Raw genomic sequence first — 17,781 nt, forward strand, 5'->3', positions numbered from 1 at the left:
TCGGTCATGTCACCGGTGGCGGGCTTCTTGTATTACGAGCGGGCTCGAGTGCTTTCAGCGCTCGCAACTCATCTCTCGAGCCTTCAGGCGCGGCCGACGTGCTCGCGCAGGTGCGTGCGGTAGGCCTGGGTGTAGGCTGCCAGGTCAGGATTCTTGATCACATCAGTGGCCAGATAGGTCGGAAGTGCCGACATGCCCAGGAATTCCATCGCCTTGTGCACGGGATAGTAGACGGCGTCGATGCCTTTGCCTTCGAAGAAGTTGCCCGCTTCATCAAAGGCTTCGAGGGGCGCATTCCAGGTCAGTGACAGCATGTAGCTGCGGCCCTGCATCAAGCCACCCGTGCCGTAGCCCTGGGTCGGGTTGGTGCGGTGACGGCCATCGCTGGCATACAAGGCACCATGGCCTTCTGTCAGGACATCATCGAGATACTGCTTCACGGTCCACGGCAGGCCCATCCACCAACCCGGGGTCTGATAGATGATCAGGTCCGCCCACAGCTGTTTCTCCACCTCCGCCTTGGCGTCAAAGCCTTCCACGATGACGGTTTCGCGCACCTCATGGCCCAGCTCGGCCAGCTCACCGCGTGCCAGCTCATGCAGGGTCGCATTGAGCTCGCCATTGGAATGGGCAAAGGCCTTGCCGCCGTTGATCAATAGAATCTTCATGCCATGTACTCCAGAACTGTTGGCTTTTCAGCAATGGCGCACAGCATGAGCGTTCGCAAGTCATTGATAAAGCGGCGCTGCTGTAAAACACCTTTGCTGTAGGTGCAACAATCCGGATGCAGCGTCTCTTTATGCCATGAGAATCGACGACTCGTGGATCTCTCTCACCCGCGACGCAGGCCCCCAAAATCTGGATAATGGCGCCCATCGCGTAGCCGCCTCCGGCGTGCTGGCGCCCATACTCTTCAAAGCGGTGCATCGTTCATGGAAATCAAGGTCAACTTTCTCGACAACCTGAGGCTCGAGGCGAAATTCGATGACTTCACGGTCATCACCGATCAGCCCATCCGCTACAAGGGCGATGGGTCGGCGCCGAGCCCGTTCGACTACTTCCTGGCGTCCTCGGCGCTGTGCGCGGCCTACTTCGTGAAGGTGTACTGCGTGGCGCGCAACATCCCGACCGAGAACATCCGTCTGTCGCAGAACAACATCGTTGACCCGGAAAACCGCTACAACCAGATCTTCAAGATCCAGGTGGAGCTGCCGGAAGAGCTGTCCGACAAGGATCGCCAGGGCATCCTGCGCTCCATCGAGCGTTGCACGGTGAAGAAGGTCGTCCAGACCGGCCCGGGCTTCGAGATCGAGACGGTCGACAACCTCGACGAGGACGCCCAGGCCCTGCTGATGGCGGAGCCGCCGGAAGGACAGAGCACCTGGATCGAAGGCAAGGACCTGCCGCTGGAGCAGACCATCGCCAACATGACGGGCCTTCTGAATGATCTCGGCATGAAGATCGAGATCGCCTCCTGGCGCAACATCGTGCCCCACGTCTGGTCACTGCACATTCGTGATGCCGCCTCGCCGATGTGCTTCACCAACGGCAAGGGCTCGACCAAGGAGAGCGCGCTGTGCTCGGCGCTGGGCGAGTTCATCGAGCGTCTGAGCTGCAACTTCTTCTACAACGACCAGTTCTTCGGCGAAGCCATCGCTGACAGCGAGTTCGTGCATTACCCGAACGAGAAGTGGTTCCAGCCGGGCCCGAACGACGAGATCCCGGAAGGCGTGCTGGACGATTACTGCCTGGAGATCTTCAATCCGGACGGCGAGCTGGGTGGCTCCAATCTGATCGATACCAATTCCGGGCGTGCGGACCGTGGCATCGTGTCTCTGCCGTTCACCCGTCGCTCGGATGGCGAGACGATCTACTTCCCGTCCAACCTGATCGAGAACCTGTACCTCAGCAACGGCATGAGCGCCGGCAACACCTTGCCGGAAGCCCAGGTGCAGTGCCTGTCCGAGATCTTCGAGCGTGCCGTGAAGCGCGAGATTCTCGAGCAGGAACTGACCCTGCCGGACGTGCCGCAGGAGGTGCTGGCCAAGTACCCGGAAATCGTCGAGGGCATCGAGGCACTGGAAGCCCAGGGCTTCCCGATTCTGGTCAAGGACGCCTCGCTGGGCGGCCAGTTCCCGGTGGCCTGCGTGACCTTGATGAACCCGAAGACCGGCGGTGTCTTCGCCTCCTTCGGCGCGCATCCGAGCTTTGAGGTTGCCATCGAGCGCAGCCTGACCGAGCTGATGCAGGGCCGCAGCTTCGAGGGTCTCAACGACTTCATGCCGCCGACCTTCAACTCGCTGGCCGTCTCCGAGCCGAACAACTTCGTCGAGCACTTCATCGACTCATCAGGTCTCGTCTCCTGGCGTTTCTTCAGCTCGAAGACCGACATCGAGTTCGTCGAGTGGGACTTCTCCGGCAGCAATGAAGAAGAGGTCGCCAACCTGTTCGGTATCCTCGATGAGATCGGCAAGGAATCGTACATGGCGGTGCACGAGGACCTCGGCGCGCCGGTGTGTCGTATCCTGGTGCCGGGCTATTCCGAGGTCTATCCGGTCGAGGACCTGGTGTGGGACAACACCAACATGGCGCTGGATTACCGCGAGGACATCCTCAATCTGCATCGTCTCGATGACGATCAGCTGGCGGACCTGGGCGAGCGTCTCGAAGAGAGCCAGCTTGATGAGCACATGGACATCAAGACGCTGATCGGCATCGAGTTCGACGAGAACACCATCTGGGGCCAGCTGACGATTCTCGAGCTGAAACTGATGATCAATCTCGCGCTGGGTCAGCACGAGGACGCGCTGGATCGTGTCGAGATGTTCCTGCAGTACAACGACAACACCGTCGTGCGCGGCCTCTATTATCAGGCCATGAAGGCGGTGCTGGAGATCACCCTCGACGATGAGCTGGAGCTTGAGGACTACCTCTACAACTTCCGCCGCATGTTCGGTGAAGACACCATCGCTGCCGTGGTCGGCTCCGTGCAGGGTGAGGTGCGCTTCCATGGCCTGGAGCCCACCAACATGCAGCTGGAAGGGCTGGATCGCCACCTGCGTCTGATCGAAAGCTACCAGAAGCTGCACGCCCATCGTGCTGCCTTGGCGGCCGAGCAGGCCTGATGCTCGCCTGCTGAATCCTGTGGCATGACCTGTGGCATGACCTGTGGCATGAAAAGAACGGCCCCTCACTGGATGGTGAGGGGCCGTTTTCGTTTCCGGGTGCTTGCGTACGCGTACCAGTGGCTCAGGACAGCACCTTCTGATCCTCTGCCAGACGCTGACAACACGCGATGATCTGCTCCCTGATCCAGCGGTGCGCCGGGTCCTTCTGATAGCGGCGATGCCAGCTCAGATGGAAGGGGAAGGAGGCGAAGGCCACGGGTGGCGGCACGAGAGTGACGGCGAACTGACGACAGAAATGCTGGCACAGTCCGGTGGGCAGGCTCGCGATCAACGGCGAGCGTTCCAGCAGAGAGGGCACGGCCATGAAGTAGGTGACGGCCAGCGCCACCTCACGCTTCAGTCCTTGGCCCTCAAGCTGCTTGAAGATGCCGCTTTTCAGGCGGGCATGCGGTTGAACCAGCACATGGGCGTGGTGCTCGAAATCCGCCTTGGTCATGCGGCCTTCATGATCCAGACGCTCCAATAGCGGATGCCCGTTGCCCACCAGGCAGTCGATGCCTTCCGTGATCACCTCACGCACCACCAGATTCTCGGGCGGGTCGACCTGACGCCCGAAGGCGAGATCCGTCGTGCCGCTCATCACGCCAGCCTCGCTCATGTCCTGTGACAGTCTGCGTACCTGCAGCGTGATGCCGGGGGCCTGCTCACGCAGGATCGTCGCCAGTTGCGGCAGGATCAGCACCTCGAAGTAGTCGTTGGCGGCGATCTCGAAATGACGGCTCTCGGTGGTGTGGTCGAAGTGTCGCTCGCTGTTGATCAGGCCGTCGAGATCGGTCAGCGCCGCCTCGATGGTCGGGAACAGATGGTCGGCCTTCTCGGTGGGGCGCATGCGCTGGCGATCACGAATGAACAGCGGGTCATTGAACAGCTCGCGCAGTTTCGACAGCGCCGCGCTCACCGAGGGCTGACTCAGGTGCAGACGCTCGCCGGCGCGCGTGACGTTCTGCTCGAGATACAGCGCATGAAAGGTGCGCAGGAGGTTGAGGTCGTAATTGAGCTTCATGATGACTACCAGAGCAGGCGGAGTGTCGCGGCTGCACTCGGACGAGTGAGCACTATTTGTCTGGATGATAGCAGCTATCCGGACTATCGATTATCACGATGGGAGGCTCAGGCGGTAGGGTGGTCTCAAGGACACGGCGAGAGATCAATGCGACCCACAGGAGCGATCCATGAGTGATGTGAAGCAGATGCAAGCCGAAGGAGAGAAGATTATTCTGATCACCGGTGCCTCCAGCGGTATCGGTGAGGCCACCGCACGCACTCTGGTGAAGGCCGGGCACAAGGTCGTCGTGACCGCCCGCCGCAAGGAGCGCCTCGATGCGCTTGTCGAGGAGCTGGGCAGCGACAAGGTGCTGGCGATCGCCGCGGATGCGACGGACTACGATCAGCTCGCCAAGGTCGTCGAACAGGCCGTCGCCCATCATGGCCATCTGGATGTGGCGTTCGCCAATGCCGGTACCGGCGTCAGCCAGGCTGGCACCGAGAACGGCGATCCCGAGGAGTGGAAGCGGGTCGTCGACATCAACATCAATGCGCTGCTGTGGACCGCCCACGCGACCCTGCCGCATCTGAGAGAGCGCAAGGGCCACTTCATCCTCACCAGTTCCGTGGCCGGGCGCGCCAATCATGCGGGCTCCATCTACAGCGCCAGCAAGTGGTTCGCCTACGGTTTCGGCCAGAACCTGGCGATGGAAATGGCCGAGTGGCAAGGCCGCTGCACCACCATCACGCCAGGCATGGTCAACACCGCCTTCTTCGATGAGCCCAAGCCGGACAAGCTGGACCCGCAGGATGTGGCGGATGCCGTGCTCTACGCCATCAGTGCCTCACCGCGTGCCAATATCCGCGAAGTGCACCTGGTGCCGACCTGGTGAGCCGGTTCGCTCGACAGCGTGCTTCCGCCTTCGCTGAGCACGCTTTCGCAGGACAGCTATTTGTATGAGCGATAGTGGCTATCTGGACTATCGATTATGACGATGGGAGCAGTCCACGCGAGCATCACGTGGTGACCATCACCTCGCCGACAAAATTCGTGAAGTGACCGTTGCGGGCTATCCCGCACGTAAAGGAGAGCATCATGAGCAAGGTTCTGGTGGTAGTGACATCCCACGATACGCTGGGTGACACGGGCAAGAAGACAGGCTTCTGGCTGGAAGAGCTGGCGGCTCCCTACTACGTGCTGAAGGATGCCGGTGTCGAGGTGACACTCGCGTCTCCCAAGGGCGGTCAGCCGCCGCTGGACCCGGCAAGCCAGGGCGAGGACTTCCAGACGGATGCCACTCGCCGCTTCGACAAGGACACTGCCGCTCAGCAGGACCTCGCCACCACCGCCGTACTGGCAGACATGAAGGTCGAGGACTTCGACGCCATCTTCTACCCGGGTGGCCACGGCCCGCTGTGGGATCTGACCAACGACGCCGATTCCATCCGTCTGATCGAGCAGTTCCACGCGGCCGGCAAGCCGGTCAGCGCTGTCTGCCACGCCCCGGCGGTGCTGCTGAATGCCCGCAAGCCGGATGGCACTCCCTTCGTGGATGGCGTGCATGTCACCGGTTTCACCAATGGCGAAGAAGAGGGTGTCGGCCTCACTGACGTCGTGCCGTTCCTGGTGGAAGAGGCGCTGCAGCAGAAGGGTGGCATCTATGAGAAGAAGGACGACTTCACCTCCTACGCCATCCAGGATGGGCTGGTCATCACCGGTCAGAACCCGATGTCGTCTGAAGGCGTCGCGGAACTGCTGCTCAAGAGTCTCGAGCAATATCACCCGCGCTCCACCCAGGCCTTCCAGCCGCCGTACTCGCTGATGTCCGTCATCGGTACGCCACTGTCAGCGGAGACCGAGCAGATGAAGCCTGAGACCCAGCGGCCGTCCTCGAGCTCGATCTGGCCCAGTCCCAGCGGGAAGGGGATGCCGGCGAGGAAGCTGCCGACACTGGCGATGGGCAGTGACCAGACTTCCAGCGCGATGCTGGTACCGTCCTCTGGCGCGCGCAGCATGGCCGGTTTGGCGGGTGTGGCGTCATCCAGTTGATAGAGGCGGTAGCGGGGGGCGCTGTGAGTACGGGCGACCAGGCGGGCATCGCGCTGGGTGAGCTGGTGATTGAGCGGCATGCCAGTGAGATGCGCACCGCAGACCGCGATCTCGAGCCGGCCATTCTTCGCCATCGGCAGATCGCTGTCGGCGAGGCGTGCCTGGGGACGGGCAACGGCGCTGGCCCCCAGCGGCAGCGAGAATTCCTTCTCGAGCAGCCGCGCGATGCTCAGCAGTTGCAGGTCTTCGAAGGCGGGCGCGAACAGCGTCACACCGCCGGGCAGACCCTGGCTGTTGAAGCCGACCGGCACGGCCAGTGCGCTAAGATCCAGCAGGTTCATGAAGTTGGTCCAGGTGCCCAGTTCCGAATTGACCGCGATCGGTGCCTCGGCCAGCTCCGCCTTGGTCGGCAGGCGCGGCGTGGTCGGGGCCAGCATCACGTCCACCTGCGCGAGCAGGGCATCGGCCTGACGGCGGTATTCGGCCAGCTGATAGCGGGCATCGAAGGCATCCACGGCCAGCGGCGTGGCGCCGCCGAGGGTGATCTCACGCGTGACCGGATGCAGTGCTTCGGGGTTGCGCTCGATCAGCTCGCGCACCGCGTGATAGCGCTCCGCCACCCACGGGCCTTCATACAGCAGACGCGCGGCGGCCAGCAGCGGGCTGCAATCCAGCTCGACCAGCTCGGCGCCCAGTGCCTTGCACTGACGAATTGCAGCTTCCATGTAGCCGCTGTAATCGGCGTCGGTGTGCCACTGGGTACGCGGCGGCACGCCGATACGCAGGCCGGTAAGGTCCGGCAGCACACCATAGGCCTGGCCGTGAACGGCGAAGTCATGCTCGCGCGCCCAGCGGTTGTCGGCATCGAACTGTGCGGTGACGGACAGCACGCGCGCGGCATCATCACAGCCCAGCGCGAAGATCGAGATGGTATCCAGGGTCGCGCAGGCCGGGACCACGCCGCCCGCGCTGAGCAGGCCGAGGGTCGGCTTCACGCCGACCAGATTGTTGAAACAGGCCGGCACACGACCGGAGCCCGCCGTGTCCGTGCCCAGCGCGAAGCTGACCTGGCCCTGGGCGGTGACGACGGCGGAGCCACTGCTGGAGCCGCCCGGCACATAGGCGGGGTCGAAGGCATTGGCCGGAGTGCCGTAGACCGGCAGGGCCCGCTCACCGACCAGGCCGGTGGCGAACTGATCCAGATTGGTCTTGCCTATCGGGATGGCACCGGCCGCGATCAGCTGCTTGACCACGAAGGCGTCATCGTCTGGCGTGTAGGCGAATTCCGGGCAACCGGCGGTAGTGGTCACGCCGGCGAGATCGATGTTGTCCTTGATCGCGAAGGGGATGCCGTAGAGCGGCAGTGACTCGGGCGCCACGTCGTCCAGACGCGCGAGATAGGGTTCCAGCTGATCTGCGCTCAGGCGGGTGATCCAGGCGGCGTCTTGTTCGGGCTGCGCGGCCAGCAGTTCATTCACCAGCTGGCGTGGCGTCAGCTCTCCGGCCTGATAGGCCTTGCTCAGCGCCGTGATGCTCAGGTTGTGCGGGGTATGGGTCATCATCACAGCGTCTCCTCGGAGGACAGGGTCGATTGGGCGTTGTCTGGTGCGCTGGCATCAGCGGGATCCGTGGTTTCCACGGCGGTCGACAGCACGATCAGCGGCTGGCCGGGGGCGACGCCGCTGCCTTCCTTGATCGGCAGGCGAACGACACGGCCTGCGGTGTGGGTGCGAATCTCGACTTCCATCTTCATCGACTCGACCAGCGCCACCACTTGGCCGGCCTCGACGAGATCGCCCTCGGCGACCTCCAGCTTCCACAGGCTGCCGGTGACCGGTGTCTCGATCCCCAGCTCGTCATCGCTCAGGCTGTCGGCTTCCTGCACCTCGTTGATCTGATCCTCGAAGGTGAACTGGCCGCGTGCATGCCAGTCGTCGATTTCCTGCTGGAAGGCGGCCTGACGGCGTTCACGGAAGGCATCGGTCTCGGCCTGATGCTCGGCGATCTGCGCCTGATAATCGGCGAGGCGGAAGCGGGTCTTCTCGATCTTCAGGTCGTAACGCCCCTGAGGGTGATCACGACGGATCTGCTCAAGCGCCTCATGGCTGACCGGGTGGAAGCGCAGCTGGTCGAACACGCGCAGCAGCCACGGGCTGGTGAAGTGTTCGGTGCGGCGATAGCGATTCCACATCTGCAGCGTGCGGCCGACGAACTGATAGCCGCCCGGACCTTCCATGCCATAGACGCACAGATAGGCGCCGCCGATGCCCACCGAGTTCTCCGCGGTCCAGGTGCGTGCCGGGTTGTACTTGGTGGTCACCAGGCGCTGGCGCGGGTCCAGCGGCGTGGCCACCGGCGCGCCGAGATAGACATCGCCGAGGCCCATCACCAGATAGCGGGCGTTGAGCACCGTCTCGCGCACCGCCGCCTCATCGGCGAGGCCATTGATGCGGCGAATGAATTCCAGGTTGCTCGGGCACCAGGGGGCGTCCGGGCGCACCGAGCGTTGGTACTTGTCGATGGCCTGCTGACACGCCGGGTCATCCCAGGACAGCGGCAGGTGCACGGTGCGCGCCTCGATCTCGATGTCCTCGACATCCTTGAGCGCGACTTCGGCCTGTTCGAGGTGCGTCATCAGCGTGGCGAGGGCAAGCTTGCGCGGGTCGTAATGCAGCTGCAGAGAGCGGATGCCCGGTGTCATCTCCATCAGGCCGGGCAGCGGATGCTCCTTGAGCCACAGCATCCAGGCGTGGGCGCGAAAGCGCAGCGCGATATCCAGCTCCATCTGGCCGAATTCGATCAGCAGGAATTCATCCCCGGCGCGGCGATAGACGATCTGCTCGCCGCCTTGCTCGGCGCTCAGGCGCTTGAGTACTGGGGAGTCGTCCGGACGCGGACGTTGCTCGGCGATGGCGCTCAGCGTGGTGCTGTGCGCCGCCAGAGGTGACTCCAGTGCGTCGAGCTGGCCACTGGCGAGGGCCGCGATCACGGCGTCCTGCTGCACCTCGATGGTGCGGGCCTCATCCAGAGTCAGCGCGACGAAGCGGATGCGATCACCGGCGGCCAGCTGGCCCAGCTTCCAGCGTTCCGCGCGCACCACGGTGGCCGGACACACGAAACCGCCCAGCGACGGGCCGTCCGGGCCGAGGATGACTGGCATGTCGCCGGTGAAGTCGATGGTGCCGAAGGCGTAGGCGTTGTCGTGAATGTTGGAGGGATGCAGACCGGCCTCGCCGCCGTCGGCACGCGCCCACTGGGGACGCGGGCCGATCAGACGCACGCCGGTGCGGCTGGAGTTGTAGTGCACTTCCCAGCGGTGGCCGAAGAAGGTGCTGATGTCGTCTTCGGTGAAGAAGTCCGGCGCACCGTGCGGGCCGTAGAGCACGCCGATCTGCCATTCGCGACCTGAGGTCTTGCCCTGCGCATTTGCCCTGCGCATTATCGATAATGCTAGCGCCCTGCGGGATCAGCGCCTCGGGCAGCCGGGTCAGGGCGGGCTGGGGGCACTCGGCGAGATCAGCCAGCGGCAGGGTGTCGCCACTGCGCAGGGCACGTCCGGCATGGCCGCCGAACTGGCCCAGGGTGAAGGTCGCGCGCGAGCCCAGATACTGCGGGCAGTCGATGCCACCGGCGATCAGCAGATAGCTGCGCGCGCCGGCGGCCACCTTGCCCAGGCTCAGGGTGCTGCCAGCGGCGATCTCATGCACCTGCCACAGGGCAAGGTCGTGTGTCGCGGTGTCATCGGAGCCGCCTTCAAGTGCTGGAGCGGAAAGCGTGGCGGGCAACGGCGCACCGGCCAGCACCACGCGCGTGGCGCGGTGGAAGTGCAGCGTCGGGCCGTTGAGGGTGATCTCGAGACCTGCGGTATCGGCCGCGTTGCCCAGCAGCGCATTGCCGAGACGGAAGGCGTAGTCATCGAAGGGGCCGGAGGGCGGCACGCCCACATCCCAATGCCCCTGGCGACCCGGCATGTCCTGCACGGTGGTCAGGGTGCCGGGGACGATCACTTCAAACGTCGGTGCGGCCCACTCGAGACCTTCCAGCCAGCGGGTGTAGATCTCGACATTGCGGAAGCGCGGGTCTTCCAGCAGGTGCGACAGCCACTGGCGGTTGGTCTCGATGCCGTAGAGGCGAGAGGCGGCCAGTGCCCTGGAGAGATCGCCGCGTGCCTGCTCGCGAGTCGGGGCGTGCACCATCACCTTGGCCAGCATCGGGTCGAACCACGCGGGGACCTCGAAGCCGGCCTCGATGGAGTGATCCACCCGCAGCAGGCTGTCCTCGGCGAGGGCGGCGGTCACGGCGTCATTGGCGAACTCCACCTCGGTGAGCAGGCCGCTGGAAGGGCGGAAGTCGTGCTGCGGATTCTCGGCATACACCCGTGCCTGCATGGCGTGGCCGCGGGGCGTCAGCGGCGCGACCCGCTCGCGCAGGTTGCCCAGTTCGCCGGCGCCCAGCTTGAGCATCCAGGCGACGATGTCCACGTTCCACACCAACTCCGTGACACCGTGCTCGACCTGCAGGCGCGTATTGACCTCCAGGAAGTAGAAGGCCTGACGCTCGGCGTCATAGATGAATTCGACGGTACCGGCACTGCGGTAATTGACGGCTTCGCCCAGGCGGATGGCGGTGGCGATCATGTCGTCGCGAACGCGCTCGGGCAGGTCGGGTGCCGGGCATTCCTCGATGACCTTCTGGTGGCGGCGCTGACTGGAGCAGTCGCGCTCGCCCAGCGCGATCACCGTGCCTTCACCATCCCCGAACAGCTGCACTTCCAGGTGACGGGCGCGGGCGATGTACGCCTCCAGGAAGACGCCGCCATCCCCGAAGTTGCGCTCGCCCAGACCCTTGACCGAATCGAAGGCACGGCTGAGGGAGGCGTCATCCTCACACACCTGCATGCCGATGCCGCCGCCGCCGGCGGTGGACTTGAGCATCACCGGATAGCCGATACGGGCGGCCTCGCTCAGTGCGCTCTCGACATCGTCCAGCAGGCCGGTACCGGGTACCAGCGGCACACCGGCATTCTCGGCGATGGTGCGCGCTTCGTGCTTGAGGCCGAAGGCGTGGATCTGCTCGACGGTCGGGCCGAGGAAGACCAGGCCGGCGGCGTCACAGGCCTGGATGAAGCGGGTGTTCTCGGACAGGAAACCATAGCCCGGGTGCACGGCCTGGGCGCCACTCTCGCGGGCGATGGCGATCAGCTTGTCGATGTCGAGATAGGTCTCGGCGGCGGCACCTTCGCCGAGGCTGTAGGCGTCATCGGCCTCGCGCACGAAGGGGGATTCACGATCGGCTTCTGCGTAGACGGCGACGCTCTGGACACCGAGGGCACGCAGCGTGCGCTGGATTCGGGTGGCGATGGCGCCACGGTTGGCAATCAGGACCTTGTGGAACATGACGGAGTCATCCTTCCGGCGGCGGGTCGTCCCGCCTTCAAACTGTGAGCTGCCGGTCGTCCGGTAGCCGGGCAGAGCCTTGGGGGCTGACGAGTGATGCAAGAGAGATGACATCGTCAGGTCGGCGGCTCGGCCCAGTGGCTCAGCTCAGTGGCGAGTCGCTGATGCGGATGGCGACCGGTGTCGGGTCATAGCCGTTGCAGGGGTTGTTGAGCTGCGGGCAGTTGGAGAGCAGCACGTAGACGTCACGTTCGGCGACCATCTCGACGTACTTGCCCGGGGCGGACAGGCCGTCCTCGAAGCTCAGGCCGCCATCGGCGGTGACCGGCACGTTCATGAAGAAGTTGATGTTGTGGCCGATGTCGCGCTTGGTCAGGTCGTACTTCGGGTAGCGGGCGATGGCCAGCATCCAGTTGTCACGACAGGAGTGCATGTGACGCTTCTCCAGGTCGTAACGCACGGTGTTGGACTCGCTGGAACAGGCACCGCCCAGGGTGTCATGACGGCCACAGGTATCACCGGTGATGGTCAGCAGCGCACGGCCACGGGTGGAATACAGCACCGTGCCGGTGGTCAGGTAGACCTTGCCCTGCTCGCGCACGGTGTCCATCGCGCTGTAGCGCTCGGCGGTGTCGTCGGCCGAGAAGAACAGGGTGTCGGCGGCCTGATTGCCGTGCAGGTCAGTGATGCGCAGGTGCTGACCGGCGCGCACCAGGCCGATGAAGTGATCGCCGGCCTCGACGGTGCGCTCAAGCTCGCGCGGCTGCTGTGCGGGGTCTGCGTAGCTCAGCGGGGCGTCGTCCGTCGTGGCCGGGGTGTGGGCATGGGGGTGTTCAAGCGTCGAGGTGCACATGGGATTGTCCTTTGTCCTTGTCATCTTGGGCGTCGTTTCCAGTTGCCACTAGCCCGTCGGCGTGGCGTCCGTCTGCTGTCGGGGAATGCCTCAGCCCGCCAGGTGATAGAGCTGATTGTTGGCGTAGGCGCGGGCATTCTCGGGGCGCGACAGATAGCAGGCGTCGTGCTCGTCCATCGGTGTCGCGGTGCCGAAGGTCATGTCCACGCCGCGCAGCGGATATTCCTCGGCGGGGTCCAGCGGATGCGGACAGGTGTGCAGCATGACGAGGGTGTCCATCTCGAAGCGCAGGGTGACGCTGTCGCCGGCGGCGCAGTGGTCCGCGACGTAGTGCAGGTTGGCGTCTTCATCGGCGCGCACGCGGGAGAACAGATTGAGGTTGGCGCACAGGTCGCGCTCGCTCAGGCCGTACTTGGCCATCTCGATCAGCAGGCTGTCGTGGCCGCTGGGCGTGAAGTCATTGAAGGCCTGCTGGTAAGCCTTCTTGTGCCAGCCCTTGGCGGCGAAGTGCTGCTCCATCAGGTTGCCGCTGGCGCTGTCATGCCAGCCGAGATCATCCTGGATGATGGAGGCGAAGATGCGGCCCATGTCGGAATACAGGCAGTGCCCTTCGGTGAGGCGGAAGGTGTGCTGACCCTTGAGGGTGTCCGGCAGATTGAGGCGCTCAAGCAGATCCAGCGGGTTGTACATCACCAGGCCGACATTGGCGTTGGCCTCGCGGGCGGTCAGCTTGAGCGCGCTGCCACGCGGCATGCGCATCGACCAGTGATGGCCGCCGGGCAGATGGGTCTGATACTTCGCGGTGAAGCTGGCGCGGGCGGTGGTTGCGGCATCAAGCGGTATGTTCATTGATTTGGCCTCCGGTGAGAGTGGCTTGGGAAACGGAGTGGGCTGGCGTCGTCAGCGTTTCGTGCTCGGGCGTCGGTTGGTCAGCGCTCGTTTGGACAGAGCTCGTTTGGACAGAGCCCGGCTGCTGAGACGACACCTTGGTCTTGCTGCGCTCGGTGGGCAGGTCGTAGGTGATGGTCGAGCCATAGGCCTGCGGGGCCTGCGGGTCGACACGCACCTTGTCGAACACCCAGACGCGCGAGCCCAGCTCGAACGCTTCTTTCAGGTCGTGGGTGATCATGAAGATGGTCAGCTGCTGCTCTTCCCACAGGCGCAGGATGAGCTGGTGCATGTCCTTGCGGATGCCCGGGTCCAGCGCGCCGAAGGGCTCATCCAGCAAGAGGATGCGCGGCTTCATCATCAGTGCCTGGGCGATGGCGAGGCGCTGCTGCATGCCGCCGGACAGCTCATGCGGGTACTTGTCCAGCGCGTGGGACAGGCCGACTTCTTCAAGGCGCTTCTCGGCGGCGACCCGTGCCTCGCGACGTTTGGCCCCGAACAGCTTGCCGGTCAGCGGGGCGCGCGCCAGCTCCTCGGCCATGATCACGTTGCCCAGCACCGTGAGGTGCGGGAAGACGGAATACTTCTGGAAGACGATGCCGCGGTCCGGCCCCGGCTCGCCGGGGATGGGCTTGCCGTCCAGCAGCAGCTCACCGCGCGAGACGCCTTCGGTGCCCAGCAGCAGCTTGAGGAAGGTGGTCTTGCCGCAGCCCGAGGCGCCGACCAGGGTGATGAATTCCCCGGCCTCGACGGTCAGGTTCATGCGTTCCAGCACCACTTGCTGGCCGTAGTGCTTCTCGAGACCCTTGGCGTGGATCAGGCTCATGATTGGCTCTCCTCAGCGTGGTACCAGGGGAAGGCGCGGGTCGAGACGAGCACCAGCAGACGGTCGAGCAGGAAGGCCAGCAGCGTGATCCAGGCCACGTAGGGCAGGATGACGTCCATCGCCAGATAGCGGCGCACCAGGAAGATGCGATAGCCGAGGCCGTCCTGGGCGGCGATGGCTTCCGCGGCGATCAGGAACAGCCAGGCGCTGCCGAGTGCCAGGCGCGTGGCGCTCAGAAGGCGCGGGGTCAGCTGCGGCAGCAGCACGCGGGTCAGCACCTGCCAGGAGCTGGCGCCCAGGGTCTGGGCCTTGATCAGCTGCTCATCGGGCAGGCGCAGGGCCTGATTCTGCAGGTCGCGAATCAGGAAGGGCGTGATGCCGATGACGATCAGCGCGATCTTGGCCAGCTCACCCGTCCCGAAGGCGATGAACAGGATCGGCAGGATCGCCATCGGCGGAATCAGGGACAGCACGGTGATCAGCGGTGACAGCTTGGCGCGCAGCAGTGGCAGGCCGCCGGTGAGCAGGCCGACGCTCAGGCCAATCAGCGCACTGATCAGCACGCCGGCCAGCAGGCGTTCGAGGCTGGCGAAGGTGTCGGTCCACAGCGGCAGGTCACCGGTGCGCACGTTGACCTCGGTGGCCAGCTTGGCGAAGGACTCGCCCATGGACGCGAAGGACGGCAGCAGGCGGTCGTTGGGGTTGTCGAGCAGTCGCTGGTTGGACTGCACGATGTAGAGGATGGCCAGCAGCGCGAAGGGCAGGCCACCGAGCAGCCAGCGGCCACCACGGGAGGGTGTCAGATTGATCAGGCGTTTCATGCGCGGGCTCCACGGGTGCGAACGAGAGGTGCGGTCGAGGGAGGCGGTCGGTTCACCAGCCACAGAGACAGCTTTCCTGCGGCTGGTGCGCGTCATCCACCGCGTGGCGTTACTGGCTGTCGGCCAGTGCGGCGGTGTAGCTCGGGTCGAAGCGCAGCATCACGTTGCCCTCATTGCCGACGATGCCGGCAGGCGTCTCGATGCCGATGAAGCCGGCATCCGGCGCGCCTTCGCCCAGCAGCCCCTGCGCGAAGCTGAAGTCGGCGATGTGCTGCATGGTGTCCTTGAGGCTCGGCGCATTGAAGGCGGCCACGGCCTCGGCGGGGGTGTAGTACATGTGGGTCGCGGCCAGCTGGGACTGATAGCCGGCGAGGTCGGTGCCGGCGGCATCGGCCATCTGGGAGAGCGCGGCTTCATCGCCAGCCTTCATCTTCTCCATCACCTCATACCAGGCGCCGACCAGCGCATGGCCGAAGTCCGGGTTGTCCTTCAGCGTCTGGGTATTGACGACCATCAGATCGAGAATCTCGCCGGGGATGTCGCTGGAGTTGAAGACTTCGGTATAGCCGGGCATGTCCTTGAGGGTGGCCAGCTGCGGATTCCAGGTGACCACGGCCTGGGTATCCGGGTTGCTGGCCAGCGCCACGATATCGGCATCGCCGGTATTGGTGGTGGTGAGGTCGCGCTCGCTCATGCCGACGCTGTCCAGCGCACGTGCCAACAGGTAGTGGGAGACACTGAACTGCACCAGATTGACCTCACGGTCCTTCAGGGACTCGATGGAATCGCCGTCGCGCACCATCACGCCGTCATTGCCATCGGAGTAGTCGCCCAGAATCAGCGCGGTGGAATCGACGCTGCTGGCGGCAGGGAGGGTGAGGGCGTCCATGTTGGTCATGGCGCAGCCATCGACATTGCCGGAGGTGTACTGATTGATGGACTCGACGTAATCGTTGACCTGCACCACATCGATATTGATGTCGTACTTCTTGGCCCACTTGTCGACGATACCCTGGGTATCCGCGTATTCCCACGGCATCCAGCCGGCATATACCGACCAGCACACGCTGAAGGAATTCTGCGCCATGGCCTGCGGGCTCAGCGATGCGCCAAGCAGCAGCGCGCCGGCCAGCGCGGCATGTCGGGAGGTCTTGCTGGATACGACGGATACCGCAGGGGAATCAGATGCGACAGCAGCGGATGGCGCCTGAGCGCAGGCATCCGAGAGGGAAGTCGTAGACGGGGAAAGGCGAGTGGGCTGGGTCATTGTCGTTATCTCCGGCGGAAAAAGTGAGAGGCGCCGACCTTTTCAGGCGTTGCGTCTCCCGGGCTTTTGTCCCGCCGTGTAACCCCCAGCTTGGAGGTCGAGTGCTCTCGGACCAGTCGTGACGGCTATCAGCCAGTCACCGGAACCCTAGCGCTCCATTGGTGTAGATTTTCGATTGTTGTATGCCTATCGGTGCCTCGCTGAATGTTTAGCAGAAAGCGTGCCTCCCAAGGGGTTGCCATTGCTGTGGCTCATGGTTGCGTGATCCGGCGCGTCGGTTCGTTGTGCCTCTCACCAAAGTCTTATACTTTGGTGGTGCTTTATTAGCACATACAAAAACAACGGCTTGCTCCCGATTTCCCGTGTGGCTTCACACAAGGTAAAAGGGCAGCAGCGATAGATAAAGGACACACGATGACAGACGTAGTCGAGAAGGATCTGCAGGAGTCTTCTGTGGTTCAGGCGGTTGAGAAAGGCTTTCCCTCATCGCGTTCGCGTCGTGGTGTCCTGGGCATGAGTGGGGCGGCAATTGCCGGGGCGGCGTTGGGTCGGTACCTGCCGGGGATTCCCAGTGTTTAGCTGGTCAACATAGTCGTCGAGTACCCAGGGAATCGAGAGAGGTGTGGGGTTGGCGGCAGTGCCCATCGGGCCGTTCTCCAGCAGCACCACGGCGTCCTGCTGGATGGCGGGCAGGCGGGAGGTCAGCAGATGCTCGTTGAGGCGGTCGATCAGCGGCTGGCCACCGTAGGTCAGCACGATATCGACATCGGCCAGCTCATCGAGGCGCTCGGCGCTGATCTGACCGGCAAAGCGACCCTCGACGGCGGTCTCGCTGACGAATGGCGGCGAGACCATGCCCAGCTCGTGGAAGAAGCGCACTCGGGCATCGTTGTCGTTGTAGAAGGCGATGCGGCTCAGATTGGTGGGGTCGATGTGGCTGATCACGATGATCGACTTGCCCTGGATCTCGGGATGATCCGCGATGTTCTCGGCGATCCGGGCCTCGAGACGCTCGATCAGCGCCTCACCCTCGGTGGCCATGCCCATGCCGGCACTGTCGTGGCGGATCATGTCGCGCCAGCTGGAGGACCAGCGCGGCCCCGGACGTGCCACCACCGGCGCGATCTTGCTCAGTGTCTGATAGTCGGCCTCGCTCATGCCGGAATAGGCCGCCAGGATGACGTCCGGCTGGCTGGCGGCCACCGCTTCGAAATCGATGCCATCGCCCTCGTCGAACAGCGTGTACTCGCCGGCGTCAAGCTCCTCCAGGCGCGCCTTGACCCACGGCATCATGCCGTCATCGTCGTCATCCCCGAAGGCCTGGCGCGGAAAGCCCACCGGTACCACGCCGAGTGCCAGCGGCACCTCATGATTGGCCCAGGCGACGGTGGCGATGCGCTGCGGCTTTTCCTCGATGACCGTCGTGCCGAAGGCGTGCTGGAGGGTGGTCGGGTAGTGCATGATGGCCAGGCCAATGGCGCAGGAAAGTCGTGTGAGTCGCAAGGGAG

12 protein-coding genes, 2 pseudogenes and 1 riboswitch are annotated in these 17,781 nt (G+C 64.1%); of the genes and pseudogenes, 3 read left to right on the plus strand and 11 right to left on the minus strand.

From position 1 onward, the window contains the following. Nucleotides 1–83 precede the first annotated feature (83 nt). Nucleotides 84–668 (minus strand): NAD(P)H-dependent oxidoreductase, encoded by a 585-nt coding sequence (locus CU110_RS06740; RefSeq protein ID WP_084208477.1) that lies wholly within the window; start codon nt 666–668, stop codon nt 84–86. 264 nt (nt 669–932) lie between these two features. Between CU110_RS06740 and CU110_RS06745 the strand changes: the two genes are divergently transcribed. Beyond that, complete coding sequence (locus tag CU110_RS06745) at nt 933–3,125, plus strand: OsmC domain/YcaO domain-containing protein (protein ID WP_084208482.1); 2,193 nt, start codon at nt 933–935, stop codon at nt 3,123–3,125. A 124-nt stretch (nt 3,126–3,249) separates the two neighbouring features. Here CU110_RS06745 and CU110_RS06750 read toward each other — a convergent pair whose 3' ends face one another. Continuing rightward, the gene (locus tag CU110_RS06750) at nt 3,250–4,191 is read right to left on the minus strand and encodes a LysR substrate-binding domain-containing protein (protein WP_084208483.1); all 942 of its coding nucleotides are present in this window, start codon (nt 4,189–4,191) and stop codon (nt 3,250–3,252) included. A 169-nt stretch (nt 4,192–4,360) separates the two neighbouring features. Here CU110_RS06750 and CU110_RS06755 point away from each other — a divergent pair, with 169 nt between their 5' ends. Together CU110_RS06755 and CU110_RS06760 are read left to right on the plus strand one after the other, a co-directional pair. After that, nucleotides 4,361–5,065 (plus strand): SDR family oxidoreductase, encoded by a 705-nt coding sequence (locus CU110_RS06755; protein WP_084208484.1) that lies wholly within the window; start codon nt 4,361–4,363, stop codon nt 5,063–5,065. 203 nt (nt 5,066–5,268) lie between these two features. After that, nucleotides 5,269–5,946: pseudogene (locus tag CU110_RS06760) on the plus strand (type 1 glutamine amidotransferase domain-containing protein); the annotation flags it as partial. A gap of 5 nt (nt 5,947–5,951) precedes the next feature. Here CU110_RS06760 and atzF read toward each other — a convergent pair. The 9 genes and pseudogenes from atzF to CU110_RS06805 form a co-directional block, all read right to left on the minus strand. Further along, nucleotides 5,952–7,784: an allophanate hydrolase gene (gene atzF, locus CU110_RS06765; RefSeq protein ID WP_240499706.1), complete on the minus strand. Its 1,833-nt coding sequence runs from the start codon at nt 7,782–7,784 to the stop codon at nt 5,952–5,954. After that, nucleotides 7,784–9,661: a carboxyltransferase domain-containing protein gene (locus tag CU110_RS16735; protein ID WP_276317894.1), complete on the minus strand. Its 1,878-nt coding sequence runs from the start codon at nt 9,659–9,661 to the stop codon at nt 7,784–7,786. Before CU110_RS16735 ends, atzF begins: the two co-directional genes overlap by 1 nt. A gap of 109 nt (nt 9,662–9,770) precedes the next feature. Continuing rightward, nucleotides 9,771–11,732 (minus strand): annotated as a pseudogene (locus tag CU110_RS16740) (biotin carboxylase N-terminal domain-containing protein); the annotation flags it as partial. 28 nt (nt 11,733–11,760) lie between these two features. After that, nucleotides 11,761–12,471 carry an urea amidolyase associated protein UAAP2 gene (locus tag CU110_RS06775; RefSeq protein WP_084208487.1) on the minus strand — a complete coding sequence of 237 codons (711 nt, stop codon included), beginning with the start codon at nt 12,469–12,471 and terminating at the stop codon, nt 11,761–11,763. A gap of 90 nt (nt 12,472–12,561) precedes the next feature. Beyond that, a complete protein-coding gene (locus tag CU110_RS06780) occupies nt 12,562–13,320 on the minus strand; it encodes an urea amidolyase associated protein UAAP1 (protein WP_084208488.1) in 759 nt (252 codons plus the stop codon). Then, nucleotides 13,304–14,185, minus strand: coding sequence for an ABC transporter ATP-binding protein (locus CU110_RS06785; RefSeq protein WP_084208489.1), 882 nt, complete (start codon nt 14,183–14,185; stop codon nt 13,304–13,306). Before CU110_RS06785 ends, CU110_RS06780 begins: the two co-directional genes overlap by 17 nt. Beyond that, entirely contained in the window at nt 14,182–15,006 is an 825-nt protein-coding gene (locus tag CU110_RS06790) for an ABC transporter permease subunit (RefSeq protein WP_077371317.1), read from the minus strand. The genes CU110_RS06785 and CU110_RS06790 overlap by 4 nt, the downstream gene beginning before the upstream one ends. Nucleotides 15,007–15,115: 109 nt before the next feature. Then, nucleotides 15,116–16,273, minus strand: coding sequence for a putative urea ABC transporter substrate-binding protein (locus tag CU110_RS06795; RefSeq protein ID WP_205694082.1), 1,158 nt, complete (start codon nt 16,271–16,273; stop codon nt 15,116–15,118). 53 nt (nt 16,274–16,326) lie between these two features. Beyond that, nucleotides 16,327–16,435, minus strand: a riboswitch (guanidine-I (ykkC/yxkD leader). A gap of 321 nt (nt 16,436–16,756) precedes the next feature. Next, nucleotides 16,757–17,776 (minus strand): iron-siderophore ABC transporter substrate-binding protein, encoded by a 1,020-nt coding sequence (locus CU110_RS06805; RefSeq protein WP_240665508.1) that lies wholly within the window; start codon nt 17,774–17,776, stop codon nt 16,757–16,759. Nucleotides 17,777–17,781 lie beyond the last annotated feature (5 nt).

The organism is Cobetia sp. ICG0124 (genome assembly GCF_004006355.1).
Taxonomy (GTDB): domain Bacteria; phylum Pseudomonadota; class Gammaproteobacteria; order Pseudomonadales; family Halomonadaceae; genus Cobetia; species Cobetia marina.